The sequence below is a fragment of the Prevotella sp. LMAG:51 genome (genome assembly GCF_008680225.1).
Lineage (GTDB): Bacteria > Bacteroidota > Bacteroidia > Bacteroidales > Bacteroidaceae > Prevotella > Prevotella pectinovora.
In genome coordinates this window covers 15,122-29,791 of record NZ_NALQ01000028.1, presented here as the reverse complement: position 1 = coordinate 29,791, position 14,670 = coordinate 15,122, and the positions used below count along the sequence as shown (strand labels likewise).

General features: G+C 49.9%; 12 protein-coding genes and 2 pseudogenes. 3 read left to right on the top strand and 11 right to left on the bottom strand.

What is annotated here, in order from left to right:
* Positions 1-46 precede the first annotated feature (46 nt).
* From gcvT to CCC32_RS11260, 6 genes are all read right to left on the bottom strand, one after another.
* Positions 47-1,126 (bottom strand): glycine cleavage system aminomethyltransferase GcvT, encoded by a 1,080-nt coding sequence (gene gcvT / locus CCC32_RS11285; RefSeq protein ID WP_287074597.1) that lies wholly within the window; start codon positions 1,124-1,126, stop codon positions 47-49.
* A 55-nt stretch (positions 1,127-1,181) separates the two neighbouring features.
* On the bottom strand, positions 1,182-2,153 hold the full coding sequence (gene lplA / locus CCC32_RS11280) for a lipoate--protein ligase (protein WP_287074595.1): 972 nt from the start codon (positions 2,151-2,153) through the stop codon (positions 1,182-1,184).
* Between the two features lie 241 nt (positions 2,154-2,394).
* The gene (locus tag CCC32_RS11275) at positions 2,395-2,913 is read right to left on the bottom strand and encodes a KdsC family phosphatase (RefSeq protein ID WP_042520051.1); all 519 of its coding nucleotides are present in this window, start codon (positions 2,911-2,913) and stop codon (positions 2,395-2,397) included.
* An 85-nt stretch (positions 2,914-2,998) separates the two neighbouring features.
* Positions 2,999-3,787 carry a Rossmann-like and DUF2520 domain-containing protein gene (locus tag CCC32_RS11270; protein ID WP_416340623.1) on the bottom strand — a complete coding sequence of 263 codons (789 nt, stop codon included), beginning with the start codon at positions 3,785-3,787 and terminating at the stop codon, positions 2,999-3,001.
* A gap of 61 nt (positions 3,788-3,848) precedes the next feature.
* Entirely contained in the window at positions 3,849-4,373 is a 525-nt protein-coding gene (locus tag CCC32_RS11265; protein WP_287074589.1) for a nitroreductase family protein, read from the bottom strand.
* A gap of 312 nt (positions 4,374-4,685) precedes the next feature.
* The gene (locus CCC32_RS11260; RefSeq protein WP_353756570.1) at positions 4,686-4,871 is read right to left on the bottom strand and encodes a virulence RhuM family protein; all 186 of its coding nucleotides are present in this window, start codon (positions 4,869-4,871) and stop codon (positions 4,686-4,688) included.
* 261 nt (positions 4,872-5,132) lie between these two features.
* Here CCC32_RS11260 and CCC32_RS11255 point away from each other — a divergent pair, with 261 nt between their 5' ends.
* Both CCC32_RS11255 and CCC32_RS11250 read left to right on the top strand, forming a co-directional pair.
* Positions 5,133-5,621 carry a 3'-5' exonuclease gene (locus tag CCC32_RS11255; protein WP_044064697.1) on the top strand — a complete coding sequence of 163 codons (489 nt, stop codon included), beginning with the start codon at positions 5,133-5,135 and terminating at the stop codon, positions 5,619-5,621.
* 36 nt (positions 5,622-5,657) lie between these two features.
* Positions 5,658-6,359: a ComF family protein gene (locus CCC32_RS11250; RefSeq protein ID WP_022316139.1), complete on the top strand. Its 702-nt coding sequence runs from the start codon at positions 5,658-5,660 to the stop codon at positions 6,357-6,359.
* Between the two features lie 139 nt (positions 6,360-6,498).
* On the opposite strand, the pseudogene CCC32_RS11245 reads toward CCC32_RS11250, so the two are convergent.
* The 4 genes and pseudogenes from CCC32_RS11245 to CCC32_RS11235 all read right to left on the bottom strand — a co-directional run.
* A pseudogene (locus CCC32_RS11245) lies at positions 6,499-7,788 on the bottom strand (alpha/beta hydrolase family protein); the annotation flags it as partial.
* 100 nt (positions 7,789-7,888) lie between these two features.
* Complete coding sequence (locus tag CCC32_RS11240; protein WP_353756581.1) at positions 7,889-11,137, bottom strand: MGH1-like glycoside hydrolase domain-containing protein; 3,249 nt, start codon at positions 11,135-11,137, stop codon at positions 7,889-7,891.
* Positions 11,120-12,025, bottom strand: a pseudogene (locus CCC32_RS12730) (glycoside hydrolase family 43 protein); the annotation flags it as partial. The gene CCC32_RS11240 and the pseudogene CCC32_RS12730, both read right to left, overlap by 18 nt.
* 224 nt (positions 12,026-12,249) lie before the next feature.
* Positions 12,250-12,627, bottom strand: a complete 378-nt coding sequence (locus tag CCC32_RS11235) for a hypothetical protein (RefSeq protein ID WP_287074585.1) — start codon at positions 12,625-12,627, stop codon at positions 12,250-12,252.
* 47 nt (positions 12,628-12,674) lie between these two features.
* On the opposite strand from CCC32_RS11235, the gene CCC32_RS11230 reads away from it, so the two are divergent.
* Positions 12,675-13,181: a histidine phosphatase family protein gene (locus tag CCC32_RS11230; RefSeq protein WP_287074584.1), complete on the top strand. Its 507-nt coding sequence runs from the start codon at positions 12,675-12,677 to the stop codon at positions 13,179-13,181.
* A 304-nt stretch (positions 13,182-13,485) separates the two neighbouring features.
* Here the strand turns inward: CCC32_RS11230 and CCC32_RS11225 are convergent, their stop codons facing one another.
* Positions 13,486-14,661 carry a metallophosphoesterase gene (locus CCC32_RS11225; protein ID WP_287074582.1) on the bottom strand — a complete coding sequence of 392 codons (1,176 nt, stop codon included), beginning with the start codon at positions 14,659-14,661 and terminating at the stop codon, positions 13,486-13,488.
* Positions 14,662-14,670: the final 9 nt, after the last annotated feature.

Sequence of the window (14,670 nt, the reverse complement as noted above, 5' to 3'; positions counted from 1 at the left end):
TTATGAAAAAATATTTGTCTAAAGTTTCAATGATTTACCGTTGCCATTATTTCTTGTAGTGTTTGTCGTAGAAACGCTTCTTCACCACAACGCCTGGGAAGGTCTTCTTTCTGATCTGAACCTCAAGCGGCGTTCCGAGCTTGCCATACTCTGCCTTTACGAGAGCCATGCACACGCTCTTGTCCGTTGAAATGGAATGATAGCCAGTGGTCACCTCGCCTACAGGCTCACCGTCTTTCAGCACTGTGTATCCATGACGTGGAATGGCCTTTCCTTCGAGTTCTATTCCCACGAGCTTCTGTGCCACGCCGTTTGTCTTCTGGTCAACGAGGGCATTCTTGCCCACAAACTCCTCTTTGTCGAGTTTGCAGAACATAGAGAGCCCTGCCATCACTGGAGAGATGTCTGCCGACAGTTCATCGCCATACAGAGGCAGTCCCACTTCAAATCTGAGAGTGTCGCGGCATCCGAGTCCGCAAGGCTTGCAGCGTCCGCTCTCCATCAGTTTGTCCCAGCAGTCACAAATATAATTATGGCTTGCATAGATTTCAAATCCGTCTTCTCCGGTATATCCCGTGCGGCTTACTATCACGTCGCCAATGGTCTTGACAGTATAGAAAGTCAGCTCCTTGCAAGCTATGCCGAGCACTTCCTCAACGACGGTTTCAGCGTTAGGTCCCTGAACAGCAATCTGCCCGTAGTCCTCTGAACGGTTCAGAAGCTCAATGTTGAAGCCCTCTGACTGTTTCTGCATCCACTCCCAGTCTTTGTCGATATTGGCAGCGTTTATCACGAGAAAGAAGTCATTCTCAGCCATCTTGTATACGAGAAGGTCATCTACGGTTCCACCATTGTCGTAGAGCATCATGCCGTAGAGAATCTGTCCGGCCTCTATCTTGCTCACGTCGTTGGTGAAGATATGCTGCACATAGCGCTCGGCGTCGGCTCCCTTCACGGTCACCTCACCCATGTGTGACACGTCGAACACGCCGCAGTCTGTTCTCACTGCCTGATGCTCGTCGATGATTGTTGAATACTGGATAGGCATGTCGAAACCACCGAATGGGCTTATCAACGCGCCTTGCTTCACGTGCTTGTCATAGAGACATGTTCTTTTGTTTTCCATAATGATATGTGTTTTTATAGGGTTCTCTTTTTTAGATTCTTTCCGGTGTGGCGTGTCAGCTGAGCAGCAGCTCCACGAAGCTTTCCCTCTTGAGGTTCATCACCACCTCGTCGAGTTTCTCCGGCAGTGCCTTTGTCAGTTCTCCCTCCGTGAGCGCCACGCCACGTATGGGTTTGAGGAGATTCTCGTCGATGTCGCCCACGATGAAGAAATCTCCCACCATGGCGGCGCTCTTTATGATGTTGTTCTTCATCTCCAACCTCACCTCCATGTCGCCTACATTATCTATATGTCCTCGCTTCACCACGGCATATCGTGGATTTTTGCCGTAAATGAAATCATCGGTAAGATATTCCTCCTCTATCTCCTTTATCAGTTCCACATCGTGGTCTGTCAGCGTCATCTCCGAGTCGCAGAGGTTCTGTCTGACGAAGGTCTTGAACTGCTCGATGTCGATGTCGAGATAGTCTTTGAGCAGGGCTATGCGCTGGCGCACGCTCTGAATGCCCTTGCTGAGCAGTTTCTGGTCCGACGGCGTGATGGCTCCCACCATGTTCTGCATGTCGGTGTCGAAGAGCATCGTGCCATGCACTATGCTGCGTCCCGGCACATGATAGAAGGCGTTGCCGCTGACTTTCCTGTCGCCGATGAGCACATCGTTGCGCCCCGTAGCCTTGGCGTCGAGCCCCAGTTTCTGGAGCACCATCACCACCATGTTTATATATTTGTTGAAAGTGAAGTTCACGTGTTCGTCTTTCGTGACATAAGAGAACATGATATTGCTCATATCCGCATACACGCATCCTCCACCGCTTTTTCTTCTGTAGGTCTGTACCGAATGTTCCCTGCAGTAGTCGAGATTTACCTCGGCTTCCACCAGTTGGTTCCTGCCGAATATCACGCTAGGCTGCACCTGCCACATGAAGAAGCAGTCTTCCTCATCAATGGTTTTCGCCACATATTCTTCCATGGCGAGATAGAACGGCAAGCGATGCTGCGTATTGTCGGGCAATGCTACATACAACATTTTTTCTGTTAGATTTATGGTAATAACATAATTGCCACAAAATTACGAAAAAAAACAAACCCTGCAAATTTTATACGCATTATTTTGTCTTTAAGATGCTTATGCAGGGGTTATGGTTGCTCTTGTTGTCATGCCATCGCTCATGCAGACTCTTTTCGCTTGATTATCCCACCTTTTATATATTATATAGCAGTACTGCATGTCTGACACTTACCGAACTGCCAACGAACTCACAGGGCAATCACCATCCGAAGGCTTTCTTGTCGGCGAGCCATTTTCCCTGCGCCCTGAGCACCTGCTCTATGATGTCGCGCCCCACTCCATGTCCGCCCACGGCCTGCGAGATGTAACGGCTGATGGCCTTGATGTCGGGACAGGCGTCTGAAGGGCAGCAGGGGCAGCCCGAACGGCTCATCACTTCATAGTCGGGGATGTCGTCGCCCACGAAGATCACCTCCTCGTCGGTGAGTCCGTTGTCGGAAAGGAACTTGTCGTATGTCTTTATCTTCACCGAGCACGCCGTAAACACGTCTTTCACTCCGAGCCTCTCGTATCTGATACGGATGCTGTCAACGGTGGCTCCTGTCATGATGGCGATGTGGAGTCCTTGCTTCACTGCCAACTGTATGGCGTATCCGTCCTTGATGTTCACCGTGCGCATCGGTTCTCCCGACGGATGCAGGTTTATCGTACTGGCACTGAGCACTCCGTCAACATCGAATATCACGGCGCGTATCTTCTTCAAATCGTAGTCTATCATATCTTTCTCTGTTTGTTTGCTATAACTGATTAATGGTACGGATTCCAACCGAGGGCAAACCTCCAAGCGGGCGTCACCTCCGGCGTCACTTCTCGTTTCTCTCATGAATGCTCTTGCTCATGATGTCGTATATCTGCCTGATGCGGTCGTCGTAGGCGAGCATCCTGCTCTGCATACCTATCACATTCTCGTCGTAGCGGATGGCAGGACCGGTCTGGGCTGACTTCGGCGACATGCTATGCACCTTGCGCGCCGTCTCGTCGATGAGCGGCAGCATCGAACTGAAGGGGATGTCGTATCTGTCGAGGACTTCTGAAGCGAGGTCGTAGCAGTGGTTCACGAAGTTGCAGGCGAAGACTGCCGCCAGGTGCAGATGTTTGCGGCCTTCCGAATCCAGCTGCATGACATGCTGCGAGAGACTGCTGCCGAGGTCTGTAAGCAACCGCAGGTCGCTCTCATAGCGCGCCTCAACGAAGATGGAAACGTCGGTGAAATCCACCTGTCGCTGCTTTGAAAACGACTGCATGGGATAGAACACTCCGTAGCGGCCGGCATGTCCATCGAAGATGCTCATCGGGATGCTGCCTGCCGTATGGACGAAGAGTCCACGGCGGCTGCCGTCGCACAATCGTGCCACCACATCGCTGAGCGCCCCGTCTTTCACCGACACTATATATATATCGGCTTCTCTTGCCACACCGTCAAGGTCTGACACCGCATCTGCCCCCACCTGAGAGGCAAGTGCATCGGCAGACGCCTGTGTGCGACTATACACCTGTGTTATCTCATGACCGGCGTCTTTCAACGCCCTGGCCACGTTGGTGGCAAGATTTCCTGCCCCCACAAAAACTATCTTCATATCCTGTCCTTGTATTTTTTCGTTGCGTTATGATTTGGGGTTGGCAAATTTTCCTGTTTGCCATGCAGCAGAAGAGTCAACCTATATGTATTCGCTGCCACTCGAGCTGGTCATCATCTATTTCTGCCTGTGACGCAGGTTTATCAGCAGTGCCTATCGCCACCACCGCATACACCGTCTTGCTCTCCGGAATGTCGAGAATTCCTCTCACCACCTCGTCAGACATGGTACCGTCGGTGAGCTGATAGCCTCTTATCTGCACCGAATGGTAAGCCAGTTGCCTTTCTGCCGCCTGCGCACACATCGCCCACACTACAGCAGAACAGTTTTCCACCCACGCCCCATCATAGAGGCGGTCGGCAACCACTGTCACTGCCATCGGTGCCTGAGCGATGCATTCCGCACCATGGTCTCTGGCATCTGCAAGACGTTCCAGCAGATGCGGGTCTTCAACGGGGTATAGCTCCACAGAGTTCCCTTCCTTGCCACAAGTGGCAAGGAGCGCTGCCCTGAGCACCCGTTCCACATCGTCAGCCTGTATCTCAGTACGGCAGAACTGTCTGTCGCCAATTTCCATAGCCAGTATTTCTTCTATTCTCATATCACTTGTTTTCTCTTCCTTGCCTATCGTTTGGCAAAAGTATACAAAAAACATGGCATAAGGAAATTTTCATACGTTTAATGCGACATATCTCCCATTTGGCTAATTTGCTGAAAATAAAAAAATCAACCATGGGCAAGCACAGTAAATCTTCGGAAAACGGGCACGATGCTTGCCCCAAGTGGGAACGCTGCTTACCCAACATGGGCAAGCACCTTGCCCCTGATGGGCAGAATTTGTTTCATAAGTTTGATCTTGGCCTGTACCCATATGTGCAAATTTTGCACATGTGATATTTTCATCCAATTCACCCTACTTGAAGATGTTTCTTATATGGCGCGTTATTACAGTACGGTCTCTTCCGAACAATTCAGCAATCTGACTTTGTGTAAGCCACACGGTATCTTTCTCCAACTTTACTTCAAGTTGGGTGTTGCCATCGTCTGTCGTATATAGGACGATAGAAGAACCGTTATTTGCAAAAATTTTATTCTCCATCACCCCTATCATTACATTCATATAGATAACGTTTCGACTGCAAAGATATTGCTCTGGTGTATCTTCTTTGTTCACACCATCATAATATTCTGCTTGAATAACACATTTCAACAACATTTTTCTCCCAGACAGGAGTCAAGCCCATCAAAATATTTTTTAGAGAGAAAACAAACAGAGATGCTTATATGACTGAGAAATTGTGTATTTTTGCAATATCCCAGAGAACAAGGGGATGTTGACAATAATATAAAACTGATAAGAATGCAGGATTTTGCAGCAATAGATTTCGAGACTGCCAACAGCGAGCGATCATCGGTCTGCTCTGTGGGCATCGTGATAGTCAGGGGCGGTGAGATAGTGGACAAGTTCTACTCGCTAATCAAACCCGAACCAGAATACTACAGTTATGTGTGCATGCGGGTGCATGGTCTGTGCGCTGCCGACACAGAAGATGCTCCTGTCTTTCCCGAAGTGTGGAAGCAGATAGAGCCGAAGATTGCCGGACTGCCCCTCGTTGCCCACAACAAGGCGTTCGACGAGAGTTGTCTGAAAGCCGTGTTCCGCGTATACCAGATGGACTACCCCGACTACCCGTTCTACTGCACATGCATAGCATCACGCCGGGTATGGCCAAAAGGCAGGCACAACCTCGACATCATCGCCGCCCGCTGCGGTTATGACCTGACAAACCATCATCATGCCCTGGCAGATGCTGAAGCCTGCGCTGCCATAGCGCTGGAGATATTATAGCAATCAGCATAGCAGAAAAAAAAATACGATAACGACATGCAAGTGAGAATAAGTTTTCCAAGACGCATTTTCGACCTCATGATGCCAAGGCTCTGCACCGTGTGTCATGAGAGGCTCGGCATAACCGAAGACTCCATCTGCATGGCGTGCAACCTGCATCTGCCGCGCACCGCATTCTGCTCCTCTCCATACGACAATGAGATGGCACAGTGTTTCTGGGGACTGATGCCGATAGAGAAGGCTGCGGCACTGTTCTATTATCTGCCCCACTCGCCATCGTCGGGCATAATGCTGAAAATGAAATATGAGGGAAGATGGGATGTGGCTGAAGACATGGGACACATAATGGCAAGGGAATGCGGTGAAGCGGGATTCTTCGACGGCATCGACGTGATTGTGCCTATCCCGATAACGAAAAAGCGAAAGCGGGAAAGAGGTTACAACCAGAGTTATCATCTGGCGCTCGGAATAAGTGAGGCTACGGGAATCCCCATCGCAGACAAGGCGGTGGAGAGGACAGTCTACAATGGGTCGCAGACAAGACTCAGGGGATATGAAAGGAGGGAGAATGTGGAGAATGCTTTTGCGCTACGCGACGCAAAGAAAATAAGAGACAAGCATGTGCTTATCATTGACGATGTGGTGACTACGGGTTCCACGATAATGGAATGCGGAAAGGAACTTCTCAAAGGCGGTGCAAAGGCACTGAGCGTGTTGTCGTTGGGATATACTAAATAGTAGACGAGTAGACGAGTAAACAAGTGGACGGGTAAACAAGTTGACAAAGAAATTTCTATGGCCTGCCGATGGTCTATCTGATAAGGACATATCTACTTGACAACTCGTTTACCCGTCTACTTGTTTACTCGTCTACTCATTTATTTCCAAACTTCAACTGTTCTTCTTTTTCTATCGTCACCTTACTCTCGTCGAGTTTAGAGGCATCGAGACGGAAGGTCTTGATGAAGAAATCATAAACGGCATTGCGCTTGTTCGGGCCGAAGTCATGACGCTCATTCGGCAGATGGACATTGCTTATATTCTCCTTCTTGCCATAGAATCCATAGATGCGCTGCAGATAGGGATATTCCAGTTCGGGAGTGGTAGAGGTCCAGTCGCCGCCATCGCTTACGAGCATCATCGGTTTCGGAGCGAACATGGCTGCTATTTCTGCATTACACGTGCCGCCGCCAGCGAGCTGTATCGGCATGCCGCTCTCGCAGGGACAGCCGCCATCAAACCACGACGAGAGGCTCACCACCGGATTGGCAGCCGTATAGCGGTCGTCGAGAGCTGTGAGAAGTACGGTCTGTGTGCCGCCTCCCGAACCACCGTTCACTCCCACTCTCGTCTTGTCTACATCCTTGCGGTTTATCATCCAGTCGAGGATGCGTATGCCGTTGAGGGCCTGCATCTGATGAGCCTCGGCTGTCTGATGGGCCTTTGCCCCCACTTCATCTTCTGATTCGCCCCATCCCCACAGGTCATAATCCACACAGATGGCTCCCATACGGGCGAGTGTGGCAAGACGCTGCTGCTGCACGGTGCCATATCTGCCGTTGACGAAATGTCCGTTGGGGCAGATGATAAGCGGATGCTTGCCCTTGGTGGCAGGAGTATATATTGACCCCTTCACGGTATGTCCGTCTACGGTTTTCATACAGAAGTTCTGAACGGTATATCCGTCGTATTTCCTTATTTTCGACACGAGAGGCTTCTCCTTGGAACAGCGGGCGAGCAACGGGTCGATGCCGAGACGCTGGCGCACCTCACGACGCAGTGAGTCGCGACGCAGCTCCCATGACGCCCGGTCGCTATATTTGGAAGCGAGATACGGCAGGAGTTTCCATCCGTCGGAAGCCTGACGGCGCGGATATTCATATTTCTTTATCTTATAGAGGTTGCCCTTCTGCTTGAGGGCATAAAAGTCGAAGGGCTTCAGGATATTGTCAAACGTCTCCTCCAGAGAATACGGACGAACACGGAAGTCGGCATAGTCGAGTTTCAGTCCGGCGGTGTCTACATTGAACTTCAGTCTAACGTCGAATCTCTTTGCCACGTCATTGAGCACATCACCAAGCGGACGTGCATATTTCGTCTCAAAAGTCTGTGCCTGGCAAAGGGTGCCGGCAAACAGGGCTGCTATAAGAATTGAATTTCTCTTCATGATTATTTTTTGATTTTAATACAAGAAATCGGAGAGCCCGGAATTCTCTTTGTTTTATAGAGAACTACAAGCGCTCCGATTTTATTGTGAATAACGATAACTATAATTTATATTCAAGTTTTCCGAGCGTGTCCCGCTGTGCCACCTTCTTGCCGTTGACAAGCAGGATGAGACCCTTGCCGTGGCGATAGTGAGAACCGGTCTTGTCGTAGACCACGGAGATGTTCTTGCCGTGATACATCACGTTGTCGAGACAGAAATAATCCCATTTTCCTTCCGGCACAAGCGGATTGACGATAATGCTGCCGTCAGCCTGCGGACGCAAGCCTATGATGCCAGTTATCATCAGGTCGTTGAAGGTAGAGTGGTTGTAGTAGCGGCTGCGCTCACGGTCGCCCATGAGCCATACACCGTTTGTCTCATCGAGATACTCACCGATATATGGTCTGCCGCGATGGTGCTGGCTTTCTACATACACCTCCATATCATGGAAGAACTCGTTGCTGCCTACAATAGGCTCCGGGTAGTTGTTTATATAGTTTGCCATTGCCGTCAGCGTCTGACTCGTGGCGAAAGGCCATACGGCACCATCCCACTCACAAGTTCCTGTACCATGGGTGCGGAAGAGCGGCGAGCGACGCTCACAGGTGGTAAGTCCGTAAGGGGCAGAGAAGCCCTTCTCGTCGGTAACCTGCTTCCACGCGGCATCATACTTTTTGTTGTCAGGCATATTGAAATACCACGGTATGAAGCCTATAGCCTCGCGTACATTTGCGAGAGTATCGGTCTGTAACGTTTCAAAGAACTCATGTTTGCCGTTCCATAGCTTGTTCTCCACAAGCTCTTTCAGTTCTGCAGCCTCCTTGTTGTATTCTGCAGCTTTAGCCTCATCGCCGGCAAGCTTGTTCATCTCTGCAAGCGCCATGGCGTTGCCATACATATAGCTGTTTATCGTAGGACGCGCAAACTTTTTCCTTCTACCTCCGCTGGCACTCTCTTCCATTCCGTCGCGCACATCCTCCTGCCAGTAGAGTCCGTTGTCAAGACGGTGGGTCTTCTGCCAACGAGCATACTCCTCTTCGAGCGAAGGCTTCAGAGAGTCGACAAACGACCTGTTGCCGTTCACCTTATAAGCCTCATACACTGCGGCAGGGTTCCAGGAGCTGAATTTATCCATCTTCTGCATCGCCTTGCCATCGTTTCCATGATACCAGGTGTTGAGAATCTGGTTGATGTATGTTGTGTCGCGCAGCCATCGGGTCTCCATCACGTGGTGGCCGATGGCACAGGCAATGAGGTTGTAGCGGTCGGCATACGAACGCTGCACGAGGAATTCCGTCATGCCGTAACCCACTGGGGTGCGCTTGATATGCTTGCGCAGAGTCCACCAACGGTAGTAATACATCTCACGGAAATTATCCTGCGGACAGTCGAAGAGCGGCACGTTCTTGCTCATCCATTCCGCCGCCTTGCTGTTGGGGATAGCGTTGGCGATGTTCTCGTCCTCCATCGTATTGAAGTAGTCGATGTAGTGTTTGTAGTCGTCAAACTTCAGCACAGCAGCCTGCCCGTCAGCATCAGCAGCGTAGGTCTTCACATTTGCGATAGAGAATGTAGCCACGGGATCCGACTCGTCGGCACGCGGCATGTCGAAATACTGGTCTGCCGGAGTCTCGTTGTTTGGCTCTGCAAAGAGCGGACCGGTGCGGAACACCACCCTTGTTATTGCCTCCACAGGAGTGTCGAACTGGCGCTGACACACCTTCTTGCCGTTGATATAATATGTGCCGGCATGCATGTCGGTAGAAAGAACAGCCTTCACACGATAGGTTTCTCCTGCCTTATAGTTCTTGAGCATGGTACCGAAACGCGGACCGCCCTTCACCTTCATCAGTCCGAGAGAGTCGAGCACTATACGGGAGCAAGCCTGTCCTTTGGCGTCGACAAACTCCACATCAAGCTCTCCATGACCGTTCTGTGCTGCCTGGACATCAAACTCTACGGTAAGCTCCTTTGTGGCAGGTATCATACGTTCCACCTTGGCATAGTCGTAAGGGTCTTTGTCTGACAGCTTCAACCATTTCCCATCGAGAGCGACAGGTGCCCACTTTGGAGAATAGATGTTCCAGTCTGCCATATCTGCAAGCTTTGAATATGCGGAGAAGTCTGTATCGGCATGAGATGTTGCAGCAGTCTGTACAGGCACTGTGATGCGCGAAACCCACATGTCCTCCTTATTGTTACTGTAGGTGACCCACATGTTTCCGTCTGCCGGAGTGCCGTTGCCCTCCTGGATGCCACGGGTGTATTGCGGACCGTAGTTCTTGTAGTTACCGCCATGGCGCTCTGGGGTTATCTCTCCGTTGACAAGATTCAGCGTAGTATATTCCAGTCCGTCGGCACTCAGCGAGATGGCAAGTGGCCATCTGTATTCCGCAGGATTATATACCGTGGCATAAGTTCCGTCGGAAAGTCTCTGCCCCCAAATCTTTCCTGTGGATGTCACGAAGCCATGAGCGCGCTTTGCCGGAGTGCGCCATGTGTTGCCGCCATCACAGCTGATGGTAGTCAGTCCGTGTTTCCAGAGTCCCACCTTCCATCCGTTTGGCAGCGTGTAGCCTGAGAATGCCTTATATGGTGTCTTCAGCGGCAGTATGTCATCGCCGCGGTCAGCCTCTTCAGCCCACTGCATGCGTGCCATCGGGTCGGCGAGCAGTTCGTCGCAAGCCTTGACGAAGGCTTTGTCTTTGGATTTCTTGTAGTACGGGAAGTCTGTGTTGCCGGCATTGAAACCGTGGTTGTAGTAGATGAAGTATACGGGGCCGAAGGTGCCGTCGCTCTTTATCTCCCTCACCACTCTGCCGATGCCGTTGCCGTCGGTGGGGTTGTCTTTCGGTGTCATCGACACTACGTAGTTGCCCATAGCCAGGAGCTTGCCTGTCTTCTTAGATACATACCACCCCACTCTCTGGTGCATGATTGCCATAAGATCCTTTGCCTTCAGGCCCGGATATTTTTCAGGCTTTTCAAAGCCGTCTGGCACTTTGTATTCAGGGAACAGCTTCACGGGGTCTGTCCATGTGTATCCGTCAGTAGAGGTCTGCAGCATGGTGACTCCTGGCGGCTCGTGCTCGCTGCGTGGGTCAGTGAGATAGTGCATATAGAACTTTCCCTTCCAGTATGCAATCATCGGCTGGTGGTTGTATGTGGCTCCCTTTTCGGCACGCATGGTCTGTATGCTATGCACTCCCACCACGGGGGAGAGTCCGCCGTCATGGCGCGATGGCAGGGAAATGTCGTTGCCGGTGTAGTGAACGGCACTGCTGTTGTATTTTATAAGGTTCTCCACAAGTTCCTCCGGTGCCATGAACACGGTGCCATGTTTATGACCGTCGGGGAAGGAAACGGCTCCCGTCTGGTCCTGGAAGTGTTTGAAATCCTTCGTGCGCTGTGCGCCATAGATAAACTGGCGATACCAGTCGTAATATATATACCACCATCCGTTGACGTATGCCGTAGACGGACCTTCGCTATACATCGGTGTGAATGGTTCTGAAGCCTCACTCCACGGACCGTAGGGTGTCTTTGAGAATGCCACCTTGATGTTGCGCTGCTTGCGGGTATTGTCTTTCAGCACCATCACATAGTCGTCTTTTCCCTTTTTCACCATCGTAGCGTCGATACAACTGAAACCGGGATCGATAAGGAGTTTGGTCTCTGAGAAGGTATTGAAGTCTTTTGTAGTGCAGTAGTACAGACGGTGGTTGTTCTTGTGTTCCTCTATACCGTCGGGGAATTTTCCCGGTATGCAGGATGCCCATATTATCATATACTGCTTCTTCACGTCGTCGTAGAAGAGTTCCGGCGCCCACACATTGACGGTGGTGGTGTCTTTCATCACTTCGATGAAACGCTCCGGTGTCCAGTGTATCAAATCTTTCGACGATGAGTATCCGAACCCTCTGTCGCCTCTCCAGCTACAGGTCCACACGAAATGGTATGTGCCGTCGGGACCTTTCACTATCGACGGGTCACGCATCACCTTCTGCGTGCCTACCTCCGGCTTGAGGAAGGTGCCGGGAATACTGTCCCAATGTATGCCGTCGCGGCTATAGATGAAGCGCAGTCCTTCGTTGGCGGGTTCATGAAACGAGGTCGAAACGAAAATGTCCGTCGCCATGCCTGCCCTTGGGACAAGCATCATGGCAGCGGCTGCTGAAAATAGTAGTTTCTTCATTTAGTGTAATGTGGTTTCTTATTTCCTGATTCTTAGTGGGCATATATAGGAGACTGCCCTCTTTATTAACAAAGACGTCGGCACTGGGCGTTTTGTAACCATCATGCCAATGGTAATCACCGTTGACATGGATAATGTCATGAAGCTATGACATCATCTACGCACGATGCAAAGCTAAAAAACGGCACGTCAAGCGACACTAAGGACACTACATTGCGGCTATTCTATTTAATTTTCCTATCTTTACATAAGATAAGCTGCACCTCAGCATAAGAAACAAATACATTTATTTCATTATGCATTCGGTTTGCGTTATCTTTGCATAAGATAAGCTGCACCTCAGCATAAGAAATAAATACATTTATTTCATTATGCATTCGGTTTGCGTTATCTTTGCATAAGATAAGCCGCACCTCAGTATAAGAAACAAATACATTTATTTCATTATGCATTCGGTTTGCGTTATCTTTGCATAAGATAAGCTGCACCTCAGCATAAGAAATAAATACATTTATTTCATTATGCATTCGGTTTGCGTTATCTTTGCATAAGATAAGCTGCACCTCAGCATAAGAAATAAATACATTTATTTCATTATGCATTCGGTTTGCGTTATCTTTGCGGAAGAAACAGAAAGAACATTTGGAATATGACAAGACTATATCTCACAAGGCATGGCGAAACCTACGACAACGCCAATAAGATAATGCAGGGACAGACACCGGGCAGACTCAACGACCACGGTATAGAACAGGCGAAGGAAGTGGCAAAGAAACTGGCCGAGAAGCATTTCGACGCTTTCGTGTCGAGCGATCTGAAGAGGTCTATAGACACCTGCCGGATTATCGCCGAACCGCATCATGCGGATGTGCGCACCACTCCACTGCTGAGAGAACGCGACTGGGGAAGCTTCACCGGACGATATATCCCAGACCTGAAAGACGAAGTGTGGCCTGACGATGTGGAATCTCTCGACACGCTGAAGGCGAGGGCACGGGATTTTCTTGAGTTCATAAAGCGAGAATATCCCGGACAGACAGTCCTTGCCGTGGGACATGGAATAATAAACAAGGCTATACAGGCTGTTTATTACAACAAGGAAATGAAGGATGTGCAGAAGATGACAAATGCGGAAGTCAGAGTGTTGGACTTATGATTTTCTGCAAGCACCTGCCAACACTCCCATTCCAAAACCATGGAATGGTATACTTGAAGTCAAACGCCGTCAAGCGTCAGACTTCATTAAACGGGTCTCCTGTTTCAGACACGAAACTGATCGGTATTCTACTTTATGCAGAAGAATACGGAAACCGAGATGCTGATTATAACTAATACTGATACTATCATAATTGTGGGGATATTTTTTATCGCTACAAAGATAAAAAAATATTCCGAAACCTTATTTAAGGCATCGGAATATTATATCTTTTTTAACAATAAGAACACTATTTGCACAAATATCATTTATGCTTTTTCAGCTCTATGACTACTATCTCGCCAGGACATCCAAGTCTGAATGGGACGAAACCTCCCACACCGCAGCTCACGTTGATGGAACGTCTGCCCTCGGTATATAACCCTCCCCATTCGTCATACTTCAGTGAGGCTGGCGACCAGCCGAAGAACTTCATCTGTCCGGCATGGGTATGTCCGCTGAGCGTCAGCTGCGAAGTGGAATGCGGTAGTATGTCGGTGCGCCAACTTGTCGGATCATGCTGAAGCATGAGTATGAACGCACCTTTCTGATTGACGCCATGGAGGGTCTTCTTCAAGTTGCCGAAACTCGGCACTCTCGGACTCTCGCCCTCGAACTCCATTCCAGCCACGACGATAGAGTCGTTGCCGCGACGTATCACACAGTTGTCGTTGAGCAACAGTTTCCAGCCCATCCTGCGCTGCACATCCTTCATCTCCTGACAGTTATGACGCCGCTCTGCTTCGGTTGCCTTTACATAATAGGCATAGTCGTGGTTGCCAAGCACGGAGAACACGCCATCTTTCGCTTTGAGGGAAGCGAGGGTCTTCTCGTGTTGATAGAGTTCTGAAGGGCGCATATTCTGCAAGTCTCCGGTAAAGGCTATCATGTCTGCCTTCTGACTGTTGATGCTGTCTGCCACGACTTTCAGCATGAAAGCCCTCTGTCCTGTATATGTACCCACGTGGGCATCGCTGAACTGCACGATACGGTAGCCATCGAAAGCCTTTGGCAGATCTGCCGACTCGAAGGTGACATGGCGCACCGTCACTTTGTTGAATCCCTTGGTGAAACCATATACGCAAACGACAGCCAAGAAGACCCCTGCCAGAATTCCTGCATAGTTGCCCCAGTTTGTCTTTGTCTTGTGATAGACGCAATGTCCCCATCCCAGGATGGAGCAGACCGTGAAGACGAACTTCGGCACTGCCCATACTCCGAGGAGCAGGAGATAGAAGTTGAGACAATCCATGTCTGCCGGAGCGAAATCCGGCTGAACTGCCATCACCACGCTATATGCCACCATCGCCACGCTTTGTGCCGCCCAAGCTGTAATGGCTGCTATCTTGTTGCGCTTCATGTAGCGAAGGAAATGCAGATATACGTAAACATCGGAAACCAGCAGAAGCAGCAGTATGGGAATCAGTATTTTTACTATCATTATTCTATT